Raw genomic sequence first — 14496 nt, forward strand, 5'->3', positions numbered from 1 at the left:
ACGTGTGCCTGTTCTGTCGGACCGCTCGGTGAAGGTGGAGTCATGGCTCCGACGAGTTCTCTGGCGCAGGATGAGCGGCTGTCGGTGTTGTTCGCGCAGTTGGCGGAACTGACCGGGCAGCGCAACGCCATCGACGGGCAGATCGTGGCGATCGTCGCCGAGATCGACCGCGACGAACTGTGGCCCGCCACCGGCGCGAGGTCTCTGGCGCATCTGGTGGCATGGAAGACCGGGGTATCCCCGTCTCGCGCGGAAACCATTGCCGCGGTAGCGAATCGGCTCGAGCAGTTCCCGCAGTGTGTGGCCGGGTTGCGGGAGGGACGGCTGTCGCTGGATCAGGTCGGTGTCATCGCCGAGCGGGCGGCCGACGGCTCGGACGAGCATTACGCCCAGATGGCGGCCAGTGCGACGGTCGCCCAGCTGCGCACCGCGCTCAAGCTGGCACCGAAACCAAAACCCGAACCCGAACCCGAAACCGAGTCCGAGGCTGAGGTGGTGCCCGAGCCGGAGCCGGTGTGCACGATCAGCCACACCTGCGACGAGCAGTACACCTTCTGGCATATCCGGCTCCCCCACGTCGAGGCCGCGGCGTTCGAGGCGGCGCTGCAGTCGCACAAAGACGCCTTGATCTCCGAGTGGAAAACGCTCGACCCTACGACGGCCCGCCCACCGATGCCGACCACCGGAGACGCGTTCCTGCGGCTGATCAACGCCGGATGGGACGCCGACGCCGCGGCGCGCCCGCACGGGCAACGCACCACCGTGGTCGTGCACGTCGACGTCAAGGATCGGATCACTTCGCTGCACCTGGGCCCGCTGCTCACCGACGCGGACCGGCGCTACCTGACCTGTGACGCGACGTGCGAGGTGTGGTTCGAGCGCGAGGGCCGCACCATCGGAGCGGGCCGGTCCACCCGCACGGTCAATCGGCGGCTGCGCCGGGCGCTGGAGCATCGAGACCGGACCTGCGTGGTGCCCGGCTGTGGGGCGACCCGCGGGCTGCACGCCCATCATCTGCAGCACTGGGAGGACGGCGGGCTGACCGAACTCGCCAACCTCGCGCTGGTCTGCCCGTATCACCATCGGGCGCACCACCGCGGGCTCATCACGATCAGTGGGCCCGCCGACCACCTCGTCGTCACCGACCTCGCCGGCCGACCCATGACGTCGGCATCCCTGGCCCGCCCACCCACGCAACCCCCACCCGATGTCCCTCCGTGCTCCGGCCCGACCGGGGAACGCGCTCAGTGGTGGTGGTATCAGCCGTTCGAGCCACCGCCCACCCGGTGAGGGTGAAAGGCGAAGGCTAGAGCCCGAATTGGTCGTCGACGATGCCCAGCCAGACCTGGGCAGCGTCGATCGCCACCTTCTCGCTGATGAAGGCGTGCTGGGTGCCGGTGTAGATGTCGCGGAAAGCGCGCTCGAGCCGGCTGCCCTCGCGGATCGACGTGGTGCCCGCCGCCAGATGCGCCCATTCGGCGCACGTGCGGGCGGTATCGGTGGCGAAGACCGCCGCGACCCGCATGTCGGCCCGCATCGTCGGGGTCAGGTCATCGCCGGCGGCGACGGCGGCCTCCGCCGAGCCGAAGGCGTCGAGCACCAGCAGCCGTGCCGCCCGCCATGCCGCGACATGGTGAGCGAGGCCCTTCTGGAAGGTGGGCCGGGAGGCCAGCGCGGCCATGTCGCTCATCCGGAACTTGGTCGCGGCGAGCTCGGCGACGTCGTCGAGCATGCTCTTGGCCACCCCGAGCGCCCACGCGGCATGACCCGCCGCGGTCACCGGCATCATGCCCATCCGGGTCGCGGGCGAGCTCCCCCGCCGCGGCTCGCGGGTGAACAGCGCGAACGTGCGCCGGTGCGGGACGAACACGTCATGGATCGCATAGTCGTAGGAGCCGGTGCCCCTGAGGCCCTGCACGTGCCAGCCGTCGAGGAACTCGACGTCGGCGCGGGGCACGATCGCGACCTGCATGTCGGGCACGCCCTCGCTGACCCACTGCATCTCCCCGTCGACCATCGGCAGGAATCCCGCCGCGACGTACTCGGCGTGCCCCGTGCCCGACCCGAAGCTCCACGATCCGGTGAGCCGGTAGCCGCCTTCGACGGCGACACCCTGCCCGTTGGGGAAGAACTGTCCGCCCATCGTGACGTGGTTGTCGTGCGCGGTGAAGACCTCGTCGAAGCCGTCGTCTGGCAGGTAGGTGGCGGCCGCGAACGAGGACGGCATATTGGCGATCCCGATCCAGCCGAAAGAGCCGTCCTGCCAAGCCATTTCGATCCAGGTGTCGATCATCTCGGCGAAGGACGGTTCCGCGCCGCCCGCAGGAGCGGGGTTGAAGGACGACATCAGGCCTGTCGACCACATCGCGTCGACGATGCCGGGGGCCAGGGTGCGAAGAGCCTCGGACTCGGCGGCGCTCGCGCGCACCACATCGCGCATGTCGCGGGCCAGTCCGACCACCTGATCACGAGCCAACTGCGGGACCGCTGTCACGGCCTCGACGGTAGCGGGTCAGGACAGCGCAGTGAACAGATTCACCGGAACTGTCATCTGGGTGTCAGGCAGCAGTGGGGGCGTCTCGGCGTCCGGGCCGGGCAGCGGCGCGACCACCGGCTCCGCGCCCGGGAGGTGCTGCTGGTCGGTGGCCGGCAGATGCGCCTCGGCGGCGGCTTCGGGAACGGGAACGGGAACAGTCTCAGGAACGGGAACAGTCTCAGGAACGGGAACGGCCTCGGGAACGGGAACGGGCACGGCCTCGGGTGCCGGCACCGCCACCGGCGCCGGGGCGGCCGCCGGGATCGCCTCGGGAATCGGGGCGGAGACCGGGGCGGCCTTGACCGGCGCGGCGTACTGCACGTATCCGGTCGCAGGCTCGCTGGATTCGGTGACGACCTTGCGCTGCTGCTTCGTCGTGCCGTCCGCCGGCGCGGTGACACTCACCCAGCCGGGGTCGGCGCCGGCGGGCGGGACGACCGCACTCGCAGCCGGCTCGACCTGCGGTACCGAACCCGCGGTCAGGAACACCGCACCCACCGCGGCGGCCGCGGCCACCCCGAGTGCGGCCGCCAGCACGCGGGCGGGTCGGCGCGGGCGCCGGGCAGGGGTCTGCCGCGGCAGCGCGACGGTGATCGCCTCGGCCGGATCCACCTCGGCCAGCGCGGCGCCGTAGGCGAGGGCCACCAGCGGGGGCATGTCGCACTGCCCGGGGTCGACGAGCACGCGGGTCGCACACGTCAGCGGGACCGCCTCGGCGTCGATGCCGAGCGAGCCCAGATGTGAAAGCAGTTGCCGGCCGTGTGCCTGGGCGTCGGGGGTCCAGACCAGACGCACCCGCTCGACGTCGAGACCGCAGGCCCGGGCCAGGGCATGCGCGCCACGTGCGGCGGCCGCGGCGGTGGCGGGGTCGGTGTCCCACTCGACCGCGTCGTGATCGGCGACGGTGCGCGCTGCCTCGTCCACCAGCGCCCAGACGATCTCGGTCCCGGTCAACGACAACCCCAGCACTGCGCCCACGGCATCTCCTTCGGTCGAAGCCGGTGTCTGTGATTCATCGGGCGAGCTGTGACCACTGTTACAGCGGTTGCAGCTGCTCACCGCCGGGGAGCCTAGTGCCGCCGGCCGATTCCTGCTCGGCGAACGCGTCCGTGACTCCCCCGGCTGACCTGCCCAAACAGCGCCGACGGGACCGCCGCCCGTCGCCACGATTGCTGGGTTCGACAGAACTGCAGGTAAAGTGCCCGCCCGTGGGCAGACACCGCTTAGCCACGCCACGGCGCCGCAGATGGTCGGCGCCCGCGGCCGCGGTCGCGCTGCCGGCGCTCGCCCTGGTGTCCATCGGCGCGGATTCGCTGTCGGCGACCACCCATGACGCGCCGTCCGGGTGCTGCGCCGAGCTGATCGCCGAACCTCCGGCCGCCACGCAGTACCGCACCACCCCGGCCGACGACGGGTTGCTGCTGGCAGCCTCGCGGTCGATGCACCGTGACCTCGAGACCGCCTTACCCCCGACGGTCGGCTCCGAGGCGGGGCTCCAGGTGAAGACGATCCTGGTGGCTCGCGCCGTCAGCGCGATCTTCCCGGAGGTCCAGAGCATCGGCGGCGTCCGCCCCGACTATCTGCGATGGCATCCCGACGGTCTGGCGATCGACGTGATGATCCCTGACCACCGCAGCCCGGACGGCATCACGCTCGGTGACGCGGTACTGGCGTTCGTGCTGCGCAACGCGGACCGGTTGGGCGTCGCGCACGTGATCTGGCGCCAGACGATGTATCCCGCGCACGGCGCCCCGCACCGGATGAGCGACCTCGGCTCGGACACCGCGAACCACTACGACCACGTGCACATCGCGACCGTGGGCGGCGGCTATCCGGACGGCCACGGCCTGTACCTGGGCTGATCAGGCGGTCGTGTTGGCCAGCGCCTCGATGCGCCGGCGCGCCTGCTCGGCGAGCGCCGCGATGTCGGGTCCGCCGCCTGCGCCGCACGCGGTGATCTCCACAGCGGCGTTGAAGGCGGCGACGAAGGTGTTGTCGCAGTTCCAGTCGGCGGCGTGCAGGCTCCACAGCAGGCTGTCGCGCGGCGCCTGCGCCGCCGAGGGCGCCACGTCGAACACGTAGGAGTGCCCGCTCATCGTCGTGACGGTCACCCGCGTGCCGCGGCAGGACTCGACCGTCTCGCCGACGGTCTTCAACGCGGCGGCCGGGTCGAAGTCGGACCGGTACACCGCGACCATCTCCTCGACGAACACGGCGCCGTCGTCGCTGGTCCAGTGGCCGCCGGCGGTGGCCAACGGCCGGCCGGCGGTGATGAAGGGCGGATCGACCTCACGCGCCGGCCCGGCGCACTCCTCGGGTGTGGCGGTGGTGAACAGGTTGCCCTCCTCGCGCTTCACGGCGGGGCTCAGCAGATCCCCGACCTGCAGCACCGTGATCGGCGCGGCCAGCGACGCCGGCTGCGGCCGCGCGTCGTCGATATGGCGCGTGCACCCGGCGGCGAGGGCGATGGCGACCGTCGCGGCCGCCACCGGTGCCAGCCGGGCCAGCGGGATCACCGCCCGAAGCCGGCGTCCCGGAGCGCCTGCGCCATGGACCCGCCGGCGCGGGGGTTCTCCTTCTCCCGCCGCGGCGACCCCGAGCTGCGCGGGGTCTTGTCGGGCCGGCGCTTGGCGCCGGCCGCCGGGCGTGCGGGACGGGTCTGCTCGGTCAGCCGCAGACTCAGCCCGATCCGCTGCCGGTCGACGTCCACGTCGACCACCTTGACCCGCACCACCTGCCCGGACCGCACCACTTCGTGCGGATCGGACACGTAGCGGTCGGCCATCGCGGAGACGTGCACGAGACCATCCTGGTGCACGCCGACGTCGACGAACGCGCCGAACGCGGCGACGTTGGTGACGACACCCTCCAGGATCATGCCCACCTTCAGGTCGGACACCTTCTCCACACCCGCGGCAAAACTCGCCGTGGTGAACGCCGGCCGCGGGTCGCGGCCCGGCTTCTCCAGCTCGGCGAGGATGTCGGTGACCGTGGGGACACCGAACCGGTCGTCGGAGATCTCGGCGGGCCGCACCCCACGCAGCGCCCGCTCGTTGCCGATGATCTCCGTCAGACTCATCCCGGCCCGGTCCAGGATGCGGCGCACCACCGGGTAGGACTCCGGATGCACCCCGGAGCTGTCGAGGGGGTCGTCGCCGTCGCGGATCCGCAGGAAGCCGGCGCACTGCTCGAACGCCTTGGGGCCCAGCCGCGGCACGTCGAGCAGGCTGCGGCGGCTGCGGAACGGCCCGGTCCGGTCGCGGTGGGCGACGATCGACTCGGCCAGGGTCTCGGTGATGCCCGAGACCCGCGACAGCAGCGGCACCGACGCGGTGTTCAGGTCGACGCCGACGGCGTTCACGGCGTCCTCGACCACGGCGCCCAGACTGCGGGCGAGAATGCCGGGCGTCACGTCGTGCTGATACTGGCCCACGCCGATCGACTTCGGCTCGATCTTGACGAGCTCGGCCAGCGGATCCTGCAGCCGGCGCGCGATCGACACCGCCCCGCGCAGCGTCACGTCGAGGTCGGGCAGCTCGTGCGCGGCGTAGGCCGACGCCGAGTACACCGAGGCGCCCGCCTCGCTGACCATGGCCTTGGTCGGGGCGCCCGCGCCGGTGGCGCGGATGTCGGCGATGAGTTCGGTTGCCAGCGCATCGGTTTCCCGCGATGCGGTGCCGTTGCCGATCGCGATCAGCTCGACGCCGTGCCGGGCGATCAGGGCGGCCAGCGCCGCCTTGGCGGCGTCCCACTGCTTCTGCGGCTGGTGCGGGAAGACCGCACAGGTGTCGAGCACCTTGCCGGTGCCGTCGACGACCGCGACCTTGACCCCGGTGCGGAAGCCGGGGTCCAGACCCAGCGTCGTGCGGTTACCGGCGGGCGCGGCGAGGAGCAGGTCTTTGAGGTTGCGCGCGAACACCGTGACGGCGTCCTGCTCGGCGCGCAGCCGCAGCCGCACCCGCGCGTCCACCGACGCCGACACCGACAGCCGGGTCCGCCACGCGAACCCCACCGCGCCGGCCAGCCACGGGGTGGCCGGCGCGCCGGCGGTCAGGTCGATGCCGAGCGCTTCGGCGATCATCGCCTGATAGGCGACGTCGTCGCCGCCGTCCAGGGACAGCGCGAGCACCTGCTCCTTCTCGCCGCGCAGCACCGCGAGCACGCGGTGCGACGGCATGGTGTCCAGCGGCTCGGTGAAGTCGAAGTAGTCGCGGTATTTCTGTGCCGCGGCCGAGGTCGCGACGGCGTCGGAGGCGGGTTTGGTCCGCGCGGAGCCGTTCTGCCAGAACCTCTCCCGCACGGCGCCCACCAGTTCGGCGTCCTCGGCGGCCCGTTCCACCAGGATGTGGCGTGCCCCGTCGAGCGCGGCGGCCACATCGGTGACCTCGTCGGACACGAACTCGGCCGCGGCCTGCTCGGGTGCGACGCCTGGGTCGGTGAGCAGCCGGTCGGTCAGCGGTTCGAGCCCGGCCTCGCGGGCGATCTGCGCCTTGGTGCGGCGCTTGGGCTTGTAGGGCAGGTAGATGTCCTCGACACGCGCTTTGGTGTCGGCGGCCATCAGCGCGGCCTTGAGCTCGTCGGTCAGCGCGCCCTGCTCGGCGATCGAGGACAGTACGGCGTTGCGGCGCTCATCGAGCTCGCGCAGATAGGCGAGCCGTTCGGCGAGTGACCGAAGTTGGCCGTCGTCGAGGCTGCCGGTGGCCTCCTTGCGGTAGCGGGCGATGAACGGCACGGTCGCGCCCTCGTCGAGCAGCCGCACAGCGGCCGCGACCTGTGCTTCTCCGACGGCCAGTTCCGCAGCGAGGCGGGCGTTTACGCTTGTCGGGCCGGAGATTGCGGCGGTGCTCGTCGTCACGCGCAGGACCCTACCGAAGATCGCCGACAGGGCGGCGACGGACGCACCGGGTCGGTGCCTCTCCGGCGCTACGCCACGTGCGCCCGCGGTGCGTCCAGCATCCCGTCCCGCATCCGGCGCAGGGACTGGGCCAGCAGCCGCGACACGTGCATCTGTGAGATGCCCATCCGTTGGGCGATCTCGGACTGGGTCAGCGACTCGAAGAACCGCATCACGATGATCCGGTTCTCCCGTTCGGGCAGTGTCTCGAGTTGGGCGCGCAGCGCGTCCCGGTCCTCCACGAACCCGATGCCCGGATCGGGCTGGCCCAGCCGGTCGACGAGAGTGGGGCCCTCGTCCTCGTCGCGCGCCGTGCTGTAGTCCAGCGAGCGGGGCTTGAAGCCCGCAGCGGCCGTGAGGGTTTCCACGACTTCCGCACGGTCGACGCCGAGTGCCTCGGCCAGTTCGCCCGCGGTCGGCGCGCGGCCCAGCCGCTGGGTGAGCTCGGCGGTGAGCGGGCCCAGTGCCGGATAGAGGTCCTTGAGCCGGCGCGGGACGTTCACCGACCAGCTGCAGTCCCGGAAGTAGCGTTTGACCTCGCCGAGCATGGTCGGGATGGCGTAGGCCAGGAACTCGTTGCCCGTGGCCGGGTCGAACCGGTTCACGGCATTCAGAAGACCCACCCGGGCCACCTGGACCAGGTCGTCGTGGGTCTCGCCGCGCCGGTCGTAGCGGCGCGCGATGCGCTCGGCGATCGGCAGGCACCGCTCGATGATGTGGGTGCGCAGTCGTTCCCACTCCGCCGATCCCTCGGGAAGCTCGCGCAGCCGTACGAACGCCTCGTGGAAGTCCGCACCGTCCGGATCGTGTGTCGTCATCGGTCGCCTCCTGTTCAACGTCGTCCGCCTCTGGCCGAAGCCAGATGGCTGCTCCGAGGCGGGAAGCATCGGTGTTGAACCATCCGCGCCGAGGGCTCGGGAACGTTCTCGGGAGTGCCCGGGAAACGCCGAGACCCTTCTCCTCAAGTATGGGCGGTCCGCCGGTCGCTGCCCGCCGAAAACGCAACACTTCGTAAACTGACCCGCCCGACGCCGTGCAGGTTCGTTCGACGGCCCGAACCGGGGGTATCCGTCGGGACATGCCGTCCGTCACCGCCGCCGACTACGTGCCGCCGAGCAGAGATCTCGCAGACCTCAGCGCTGCCGCCCGGGCCTGCCGGGGCTGCGACCTGTTCGCCGACGCCACCCAGACCGTTTTCGGGCAGGGGCCGGCCGACGCCCGGCTGATGCTCGTCGGCGAACAGCCCGGTGACCGCGAGGACGTCGCGGGCGAACCGTTCGTCGGTCCGGCCGGGAAGTTGCTCGACAAGGCGTTGCGGGAGGCCGAGGTGCCGCGCGAACCGGTGTACGTCACCAACGCCGTCAAGCACTTCAAGTTCGTCCCGGCTGAGCGCGGGGTGCGGCGGATCCACAAGACGCCGAGCCGCACCGAGGTGGTGTCCTGCCGGCCGTGGCTGTTCGCCGAACTGCAGGCGGTGACGCCGGAGGTGGTGGTCCTGCTCGGGGCGACTGCCGCGAAGGCATTGCTGGGCAACGACTTCCGGCTGACAGCCCACCGCGGCGAGGTCTTGCGCCTGCCCGCCGGCGACGCGCCGCAGGGTGTCGATCCCGCGGTCGTCGTCACGCTGCACCCCTCGGCGGTGTTGCGCGGCCCGGCCGACGCACGCGAGGAGTCCTTTGCCTCGCTCGTCGCCGATCTGCGCTTCGCGAGGACACTGCTGACCGGCTGAGCGACGTTTGTCCGGCACCTCGACGGGCACCCGGTCCCCATGCAGCCCACCCGATTCCGCGCCCTGGTCGACGCCGAGGGCCCCTTCGCGTCCGTGTACGTCGACGACAGCCACGACACCGCCGACGCCGGCAAGCAGGCGGAGCTGCGGTGGCGCGCCATCACCGAGGAACTCTCCGCCCAGGGCGCCGACGAGCAGCTGGTCGACACCGTCCGGGCCGCGCTGGAGGGAGCGCCCCCCGTCGTCGGGCGGGGCGGACGCGCGGTGGTCGCCACCCGCGACGGTGTCCAGCTCGACCAGCGGCTGATCCGGCCGCTGGAGACGGTCACCGCACGGTTGTCCCGCCTGCCGTACCTGATCCCCGCCGTGGTGCACGGCGTCGACGACCCGCCCTACCTCACGGTGATCGTCGACCACGCCGGTGCCGATGTCGCGGTGCACCACGGATCCGCGCTGCGCACGCTGACCTTCGAGGGTGACCGCTACCCGGTGCACAAGGCGTCGGGCGCGGAATCGGCGGGATACGGCGACCCGCAGCGCACCGCCGAAGGCGCCCGGCTGAAGAACGTGCAGGAGGTCGCCGACGAGGTGACGGCCGTGTACGAGGACACCGATCCGGAGTTCGTCTTCGTCGCCGGGGAGGTCCGCTCGCGCGCCGATCTGCTGGCCAATCTGCCCAAGCGGGTCGCCGAGCGGGTGATCGAGGTCAACGCGGGCGCGCGGGGCAGCATCGACGACGAGGCCCTGGCCCACGACATCGACACCCACCTGCGGCTGCGCCGCGTCGACGTCATCGACGACGCCGCGCAGCGGTTCACCGCCGAGTTGCAGCGCGGCTCGGGCCTGGCGACCGAGGGTCTGGCCGGCGTCTGCGCGGCGCTGCGCGAAGGTGCGGTGGAGACGCTGCTGATGGGTGAGCTCGGGGACGCCACCGTGGTGGTGGGCGACTCCGCGACGATGGTCGCCCCGAACCCGGACGTGCTGTCGGAGCTGGGCGCGGGCCAGGCGGTGACCGTCCGCGCCGACGAGGCGCTCCCCTTCGCCGCGGTGAGCACCGACGCCGACCTCATCGGTGTCGACGAGCGGCTGACCCCTCGCGACGGCGTCGCCGCCATCCTGCGGTATGCGCCGCGCTCCTCGGCGTCCTGAGGCGGCTGCAGGGTTTGGCTTCGGCGCGTCCGGGTACCGCAATCGCACCGGTCTACTCGCGGGGTACCCCATGCGCACTGAATTCCACGACACACTCGAGAGCCTGGTCACCGATCTCGCCGAGATGTGTGGCCGTGCCTCGACGATGATGCGTTCCGCGACGACGGCGCTGCTCGACGCCGATCTGTCCGAGGCCGAACATCTGCGCGTCGATCTGACGGAGCTCAGCGCACTGGGCACGTCGGTGCACGACCGCGCGTATCACCTGCTCGCCCTGCAGGCGCCGGTCGCGCGTGATCTGCGCACCGTGGTGTCGGCGCTGCACATCGGCGCGGACGCCGACCGGATGGGGGCGCTGGCCTCGCACGTGGCCCGCACCGCCGTCCGCCGGTATCCGGAACGGGCCGTCCCCGACGAGGTGGCCGACCTGTTCACCGAGATGGGTTCGACGGCGGTGCAGTTGGCCGCCGATGCGCGTGACGCGGTACGCGCCCGTGACGCCGCGTTGGCCGAGCGGATCTGCGCCGGTGACGAGCGGATGGACGACCTGCACCGGCAACTGTTCGTCCGCGTGGTGGGACCGCACTGGCGTCACGGGTCGATGGGCGCCGCCGATGTGGTGCTGCTCGGCCGCTTCCACGAGCGTTTCGCCGACCACGCCGTCGAGATCGCCCGCCGCGTCTACTTCCAGGCCACCGGCGCGCAGCTGGGTGCGCAGCCCGTCGGCCTCTAATAGCCGTCCGCGCGCCCGTTGCCCAGATAGCGAAGACCTGCCGCCTCAACCGTCGTGGGATCCAGCAGATTGCGGGTGTCGGCGACGACGGCGCCCGGGGCGTGTTCGGCGATCGCCGCCCAGTCCAGGTCCCGGAACTGTGGCCACTCGGTCAGCACCACCACGGCGTCAGCGGACTTCGCGGCCCGGTACGGGTCGTCCACCGCGGTCACCCCGGCCGAGGACAGCACCGTGGCGTCGATGGCCGGTAGCCGGGGGTCGTAGCCGTACAGCGCGGCACCCTCGGCCGCCAGGTGTGCGCACACCGCCAGCGCCGGTGAATCCCGGGTGTCGCTGGTGGCGGCCTTGAACGTCAGGCCCAGCACCGTGATCCGCGCATCGCGCAACGGGCAGGTCATGGACTGCCGCAGCGCGGCCTCGATGCGGGCGGGCTGCGCGACGTTGGTGGTGCGTGCGGCTTCCACCTCGGCCATCGCCACCCCCTGGGCTTGCGCCGAAAACACCAGTGCCGCCGTGTCTTTGGGCAGACATGAGCCACCCCATCCGGGTCCGGGCTGCAGGAAGCTGGGCCCGATACGGGCGTCGGCGCCCATGCACGCGGTCACGTCGCCGATGTCGCCGCCGTACCGGCGGCAGAGCTGGGCAAGGGAATTGGTGTAGGAGAGCTTGACCGCGAGGAACGCGTTGCTCGCGTACTTGGCCAGCTCGGCACTCTCCGGACTCATGTGCAACACCGTGGCCGGGTCGGCGCCGTAGGCGGCGCACACCAGTGCCGCGTCGGTGTCCGAGTCGGCACCGACGACGACGCGGTCCGGGTGGGTGAAGTCGGCGATGGCGCGGCCTTCGCGCAGGAACTCAGGGCTGGACACCGCGCCGATCCCGTATGCGCGCAACCTCTTCGCGACCCGGCGGGTGGTGCCCACCGGCACCGTCGATTTGATGGTGACGACCGCGCCCGCGCGCAGCACCTGGGTAAGCCGGGTGACGGCGGCGTCGAGGGCGCGCAGGTCGGCGGCGCCGTCCGGGCCGCTCGGGGTGGAGACGCACACGAACACCACGTCCCGGTCGGCGAGCGCCTCGTAGTCAGTGCGGAACGTCAGCCGGCCCGCGGCGATCGTGCGCGTCAGCAGATCGGGCAGATCCGCCTCGTCGATGATCGGGACACCGGCGCTCAACCGCGCGATCTTGGCCTCGTCGATGTCGACCGCGACGACGTCGTGGTCGCGTCCGGCCAGGCAGACCGCCGTGGTGAGGCCGACGTAGCCGACGCCGACCACCCCGATGCGCAGGCCGCCGCTCATGGGCACCCCGCGAGGGTGGAGCGGGCGGCGTCCAGCACCCGCGGCACCGACAGCAGCAATAACCCGGGGTCAGGGGTCTCGGCATGCGGGTCGCCGCAATCGCCGGCCCACAGCGCCACATGCCGCCCGTCCCCGCGCGGACCCCACAGTTTCGGCGGGGTCGGGCCGAACAGCAGCACCGAGGACGTCCCCGTGGCGGTGGCCAGGTGCCCGACCCCGGTGTCCCCGCAGATCAGCAGGCGGGCGTCGCTGATCAGCGCGACCAGCGCCGGCAACCCGGCCGACGGCGGCCAGACCGCCGACGGGGGCAGTCCCGCCCGGGACACCACCTCGTCGACCAGGTCGGCCTCGGCCGCCGATCCGGTGACCACGACGCGGCACCCCTCCTCGGTCAGCGCCGCGGCCACCTCGGCGTACCGCGGGGCGGGCCACTGGCGGGCCGGGGCGCCGGCGCCGGGGTGGATGACGACGACGTCGGAGTGATCCGCGAAGCCCTCCGGTCGATCGAGTGCGAGATCGTCGGCGCGGCAATCGATCCCGGTCCAGTGCAGCAGCGCGCACCAGCGATCCACCTCGTGCAGGTCGGGCCGCCACGGCGGCCCGGCGAGGTCGGGATGGTCGTCGTGGTGGTGGGTCAGCAGCATCGCCGGCCGCAGGGCGGCCAGCGCCGCGATGCTCTGCGGGCCCCGGCCGTGCAGGTTCACGGCGAGGTCGGGTTCCTGCGGTGCATCGGCGATGGGGCCCAGGCCCGGCGTGTCGATGACGTCGTCCACCGCGCCGGACAGCAGCGCCAGTTCGCGGTACTGCCGGGGCGCGGCCAGCAGCAGCCGCGCGGCCGGGTAACGCCGACGCAGGCCACGCAGCGCCGGTATCCCGGTCAGCAGGTCGCCGAGTCCGAGCGCCCGCAGCACCACGATGGTGCGGGGATCGTGGGCCGGAGATCTGGTCAGGGCCATGAGGATTCCGTGGACGCGCACACCACGAGTTCGCGGATCTCGCATCCGGGCGGCTGGGTCAGCGCGAACAGCACCGTGGCGGCGACGTCGGCGGGCTGGTTGAGCTTGGCGTCGGCGGGCGGCTTGTACTGCTCGGTGCGACCGTCGAAGAACGGTGTGTGCATGCCGCCCGGAATCAGGAGCGTCACGCCGATGTCGCCGGCCAGTTCGGCGGCCAGTGCCCGGGTGAAGCCGACGACGCCGAACTTCGAGGCGCAGTAGGCGGTGGCGTCGCTGACCGCCTTGATGCCGAGCGTGGAGGCGACCGTGACGATGCGGCTGCTGCCGGTCTTCAGGAACGGCAGCGCCGAGCGGATCACGGCGGCGGTGCCGAGCAGGTTCACGACGACGACCTGCTCCCACTCCTTGGCGGGGACGTCGCGCAGCGTGCCGCAGGAATCGATGCCTGCAGCGGTGAACACGCCGTCGATCTGCCCGCCGGCCTGTTCGGCAAGGCTGGCGACCGCGGCGTCGACGGCGTCGGTGTCGGCGAGGTCGGCGCAGACGTGGCTCACGTCGGCGGCCGGGCGGGCGCGGTCCAGCACCAGGGGCGTACCGCCCTGAGCGGCAACGGCGTCCACGACGGCGGCGCCCAAGCCGGACGCGCCGCCGGTGATCAGGACGGCGCCCGGCGAGCGGGTGGTAGCGGTGGGTGCGGTCATGTCTTACCTTTCCGTGGGTTGGCCCGACCGCGCGGCGGCGATCAGGGCGGACGAGGAGTAGCCGGCGACCGTGGGCACGATCACGACGTCGCCGCCGTGGCGGGTCACCACGTCGGCCTCGGGCAGTTGCTCGGCGGTGTAGTCGCCGCCCTTGACCCAGACGTCGGGCCGGATGGCGTCGAGGATGTCGGCGGGCGTCGCCTCGTCGAACACGGCGACGGCGTCGACGCAGGCGAGCGCGGCGAGCACCCTGGCGCGGTCCTCGGCCGGCATCACCGGGCGGCTGGGTCCCTTGAGGGCGCGCACGGAGTCGTCGGAGTTGATCAGCACGATCAGGGCGTCACCCAATTCCCTTGCCGTGCGCAGCAATCGGATGTGTCCGGTGTGCAGCAGGTCGAAACAGCCTCCGGTGGCGACGACGGTGCGCCCTTCGGCGCGCAGTCGCCCGGCCAGCGTGACCGCGTCGGTGGCGCCGTGGTCGGCCCCGGCGAGGGGGC

Annotated in this window: 14 protein-coding genes; 5 read left to right on the plus strand and 9 right to left on the minus strand. The window is 72.0% G+C overall.

Features of this window, described 5'->3' with window-relative positions:
* Positions 1 to 42: 42 nt before the first annotated feature.
* A complete protein-coding gene (locus tag MCHUDSM44219_RS07005; RefSeq protein ID WP_048417509.1) occupies positions 43 to 1290 on the plus strand; it encodes an HNH endonuclease signature motif containing protein in 1248 nt (415 codons plus the stop codon).
* A gap of 16 nt (positions 1291 to 1306) precedes the next feature.
* On the opposite strand, the gene MCHUDSM44219_RS07010 is transcribed toward MCHUDSM44219_RS07005, so the two are convergent.
* Together MCHUDSM44219_RS07010 and MCHUDSM44219_RS28405 are read right to left on the minus strand one after the other, a co-directional pair.
* Positions 1307 to 2440 (minus strand): acyl-CoA dehydrogenase family protein, encoded by a 1134-nt coding sequence (locus MCHUDSM44219_RS07010; RefSeq protein WP_048417534.1) that lies wholly within the window; start codon positions 2438 to 2440, stop codon positions 1307 to 1309.
* 72 nt (positions 2441 to 2512) lie between these two features.
* On the minus strand, positions 2513 to 3514 hold the full coding sequence (locus tag MCHUDSM44219_RS28405) for a hypothetical protein (protein ID WP_053081206.1): 1002 nt from the start codon (positions 3512 to 3514) through the stop codon (positions 2513 to 2515).
* Between the two features lie 230 nt (positions 3515 to 3744).
* Here MCHUDSM44219_RS28405 and MCHUDSM44219_RS07020 point away from each other — a divergent pair, with 230 nt between their 5' ends.
* Positions 3745 to 4398 (plus strand): VldE C-terminal domain-containing protein, encoded by a 654-nt coding sequence (locus tag MCHUDSM44219_RS07020; RefSeq protein WP_048417510.1) that lies wholly within the window; start codon positions 3745 to 3747, stop codon positions 4396 to 4398.
* Here MCHUDSM44219_RS07020 and MCHUDSM44219_RS07025 read toward each other — a convergent pair whose 3' ends face one another.
* From MCHUDSM44219_RS07025 to MCHUDSM44219_RS07035, 3 genes are all read right to left on the minus strand, one after another.
* Positions 4399 to 5052, minus strand: coding sequence for a sensor domain-containing protein (locus MCHUDSM44219_RS07025; RefSeq protein WP_053081207.1), 654 nt, complete (start codon positions 5050 to 5052; stop codon positions 4399 to 4401). It abuts the gene before it with no gap.
* A complete protein-coding gene (locus tag MCHUDSM44219_RS07030; RefSeq protein ID WP_048417511.1) occupies positions 5049 to 7391 on the minus strand; it encodes a Tex family protein in 2343 nt (780 codons plus the stop codon). The genes MCHUDSM44219_RS07025 and MCHUDSM44219_RS07030 overlap by 4 nt, the downstream gene beginning before the upstream one ends.
* A 68-nt stretch (positions 7392 to 7459) precedes the next feature.
* Positions 7460 to 8248, minus strand: coding sequence for a SigB/SigF/SigG family RNA polymerase sigma factor (locus tag MCHUDSM44219_RS07035; RefSeq protein ID WP_048417512.1), 789 nt, complete (start codon positions 8246 to 8248; stop codon positions 7460 to 7462).
* A 260-nt stretch (positions 8249 to 8508) separates the two neighbouring features.
* On the opposite strand from MCHUDSM44219_RS07035, the gene MCHUDSM44219_RS07040 reads away from it, so the two are divergent.
* The 3 genes from MCHUDSM44219_RS07040 (at position 8509) to phoU (ending at position 11041) form a co-directional block, all read left to right on the plus strand.
* Positions 8509 to 9159 (plus strand): UdgX family uracil-DNA binding protein, encoded by a 651-nt coding sequence (locus MCHUDSM44219_RS07040; RefSeq protein ID WP_048417513.1) that lies wholly within the window; start codon positions 8509 to 8511, stop codon positions 9157 to 9159.
* A 39-nt stretch (positions 9160 to 9198) separates the two neighbouring features.
* Entirely contained in the window at positions 9199 to 10308 is a 1110-nt protein-coding gene (locus MCHUDSM44219_RS07045; RefSeq protein ID WP_048417514.1) for an Rv2629 family ribosome hibernation factor, read from the plus strand.
* A gap of 70 nt (positions 10309 to 10378) precedes the next feature.
* On the plus strand, positions 10379 to 11041 hold the full coding sequence (phoU, locus tag MCHUDSM44219_RS07050) for a phosphate signaling complex protein PhoU (protein WP_048417515.1): 663 nt from the start codon (positions 10379 to 10381) through the stop codon (positions 11039 to 11041).
* Here the strand turns inward: phoU and MCHUDSM44219_RS07055 are convergent.
* From MCHUDSM44219_RS07055 to rfaE2, 4 genes are all read right to left on the minus strand, one after another.
* The gene (locus tag MCHUDSM44219_RS07055) at positions 11038 to 12342 is read right to left on the minus strand and encodes a UDP-glucose dehydrogenase family protein (RefSeq protein WP_048417516.1); all 1305 of its coding nucleotides are present in this window, start codon (positions 12340 to 12342) and stop codon (positions 11038 to 11040) included. The genes phoU and MCHUDSM44219_RS07055 overlap by 4 nt on opposite strands.
* On the minus strand, positions 12339 to 13298 hold the full coding sequence (locus MCHUDSM44219_RS07060; protein WP_048417517.1) for a glycosyltransferase family 9 protein: 960 nt from the start codon (positions 13296 to 13298) through the stop codon (positions 12339 to 12341). The genes MCHUDSM44219_RS07055 and MCHUDSM44219_RS07060 overlap by 4 nt, the downstream gene beginning before the upstream one ends.
* Complete coding sequence (locus MCHUDSM44219_RS07065) at positions 13289 to 13999, minus strand: SDR family oxidoreductase (RefSeq protein ID WP_048417518.1); 711 nt, start codon at positions 13997 to 13999, stop codon at positions 13289 to 13291. The genes MCHUDSM44219_RS07060 and MCHUDSM44219_RS07065 overlap by 10 nt, the downstream gene beginning before the upstream one ends.
* A 3-nt stretch (positions 14000 to 14002) precedes the next feature.
* A partial coding sequence (gene rfaE2 / locus MCHUDSM44219_RS07070) for a D-glycero-beta-D-manno-heptose 1-phosphate adenylyltransferase (protein ID WP_048417519.1) occupies positions 14003 to 14496 on the minus strand: 494 nt, incomplete at its 5' end.

This window comes from Mycolicibacterium chubuense (assembly GCF_001044255.1).
Taxonomy (GTDB): Bacteria; Actinomycetota; Actinomycetes; order Mycobacteriales; family Mycobacteriaceae; genus Mycobacterium; species Mycobacterium chubuense.

What these genes read in the sequence shown, in the direction of transcription:
- MCHUDSM44219_RS07045 (WP_048417514.1), top strand. Translation starts at nt 9,199, where the DNA reads ATGCAGCCCACCCGATTCCGCGCCCTGGTCGACGCCGAGGGCCCCTTC.
- MCHUDSM44219_RS07055 (WP_048417516.1), bottom strand. Translation starts at nt 12,342, where the DNA reads ATGAGCGGCGGCCTGCGCATCGGGGTGGTCGGCGTCGGCTACGTCGGC.
- MCHUDSM44219_RS07005 (WP_048417509.1), top strand. Translation starts at nt 43, where the DNA reads ATGGCTCCGACGAGTTCTCTGGCGCAGGATGAGCGGCTGTCGGTGTTG.
- MCHUDSM44219_RS07040 (WP_048417513.1), top strand. Translation starts at nt 8,509, where the DNA reads ATGCCGTCCGTCACCGCCGCCGACTACGTGCCGCCGAGCAGAGATCTC.
- MCHUDSM44219_RS07060 (WP_048417517.1), bottom strand. Translation starts at nt 13,298, where the DNA reads ATGGCCCTGACCAGATCTCCGGCCCACGATCCCCGCACCATCGTGGTG.
- phoU (WP_048417515.1), top strand. Translation starts at nt 10,379, where the DNA reads ATGCGCACTGAATTCCACGACACACTCGAGAGCCTGGTCACCGATCTC.
- MCHUDSM44219_RS07065 (WP_048417518.1), bottom strand. Translation starts at nt 13,999, where the DNA reads ATGACCGCACCCACCGCTACCACCCGCTCGCCGGGCGCCGTCCTGATC.
- MCHUDSM44219_RS07010 (WP_048417534.1), bottom strand. Translation starts at nt 2,440, where the DNA reads ATGCGCGATGTGGTGCGCGCGAGCGCCGCCGAGTCCGAGGCTCTTCGC.
- MCHUDSM44219_RS07035 (WP_048417512.1), bottom strand. Translation starts at nt 8,248, where the DNA reads ATGACGACACACGATCCGGACGGTGCGGACTTCCACGAGGCGTTCGTA.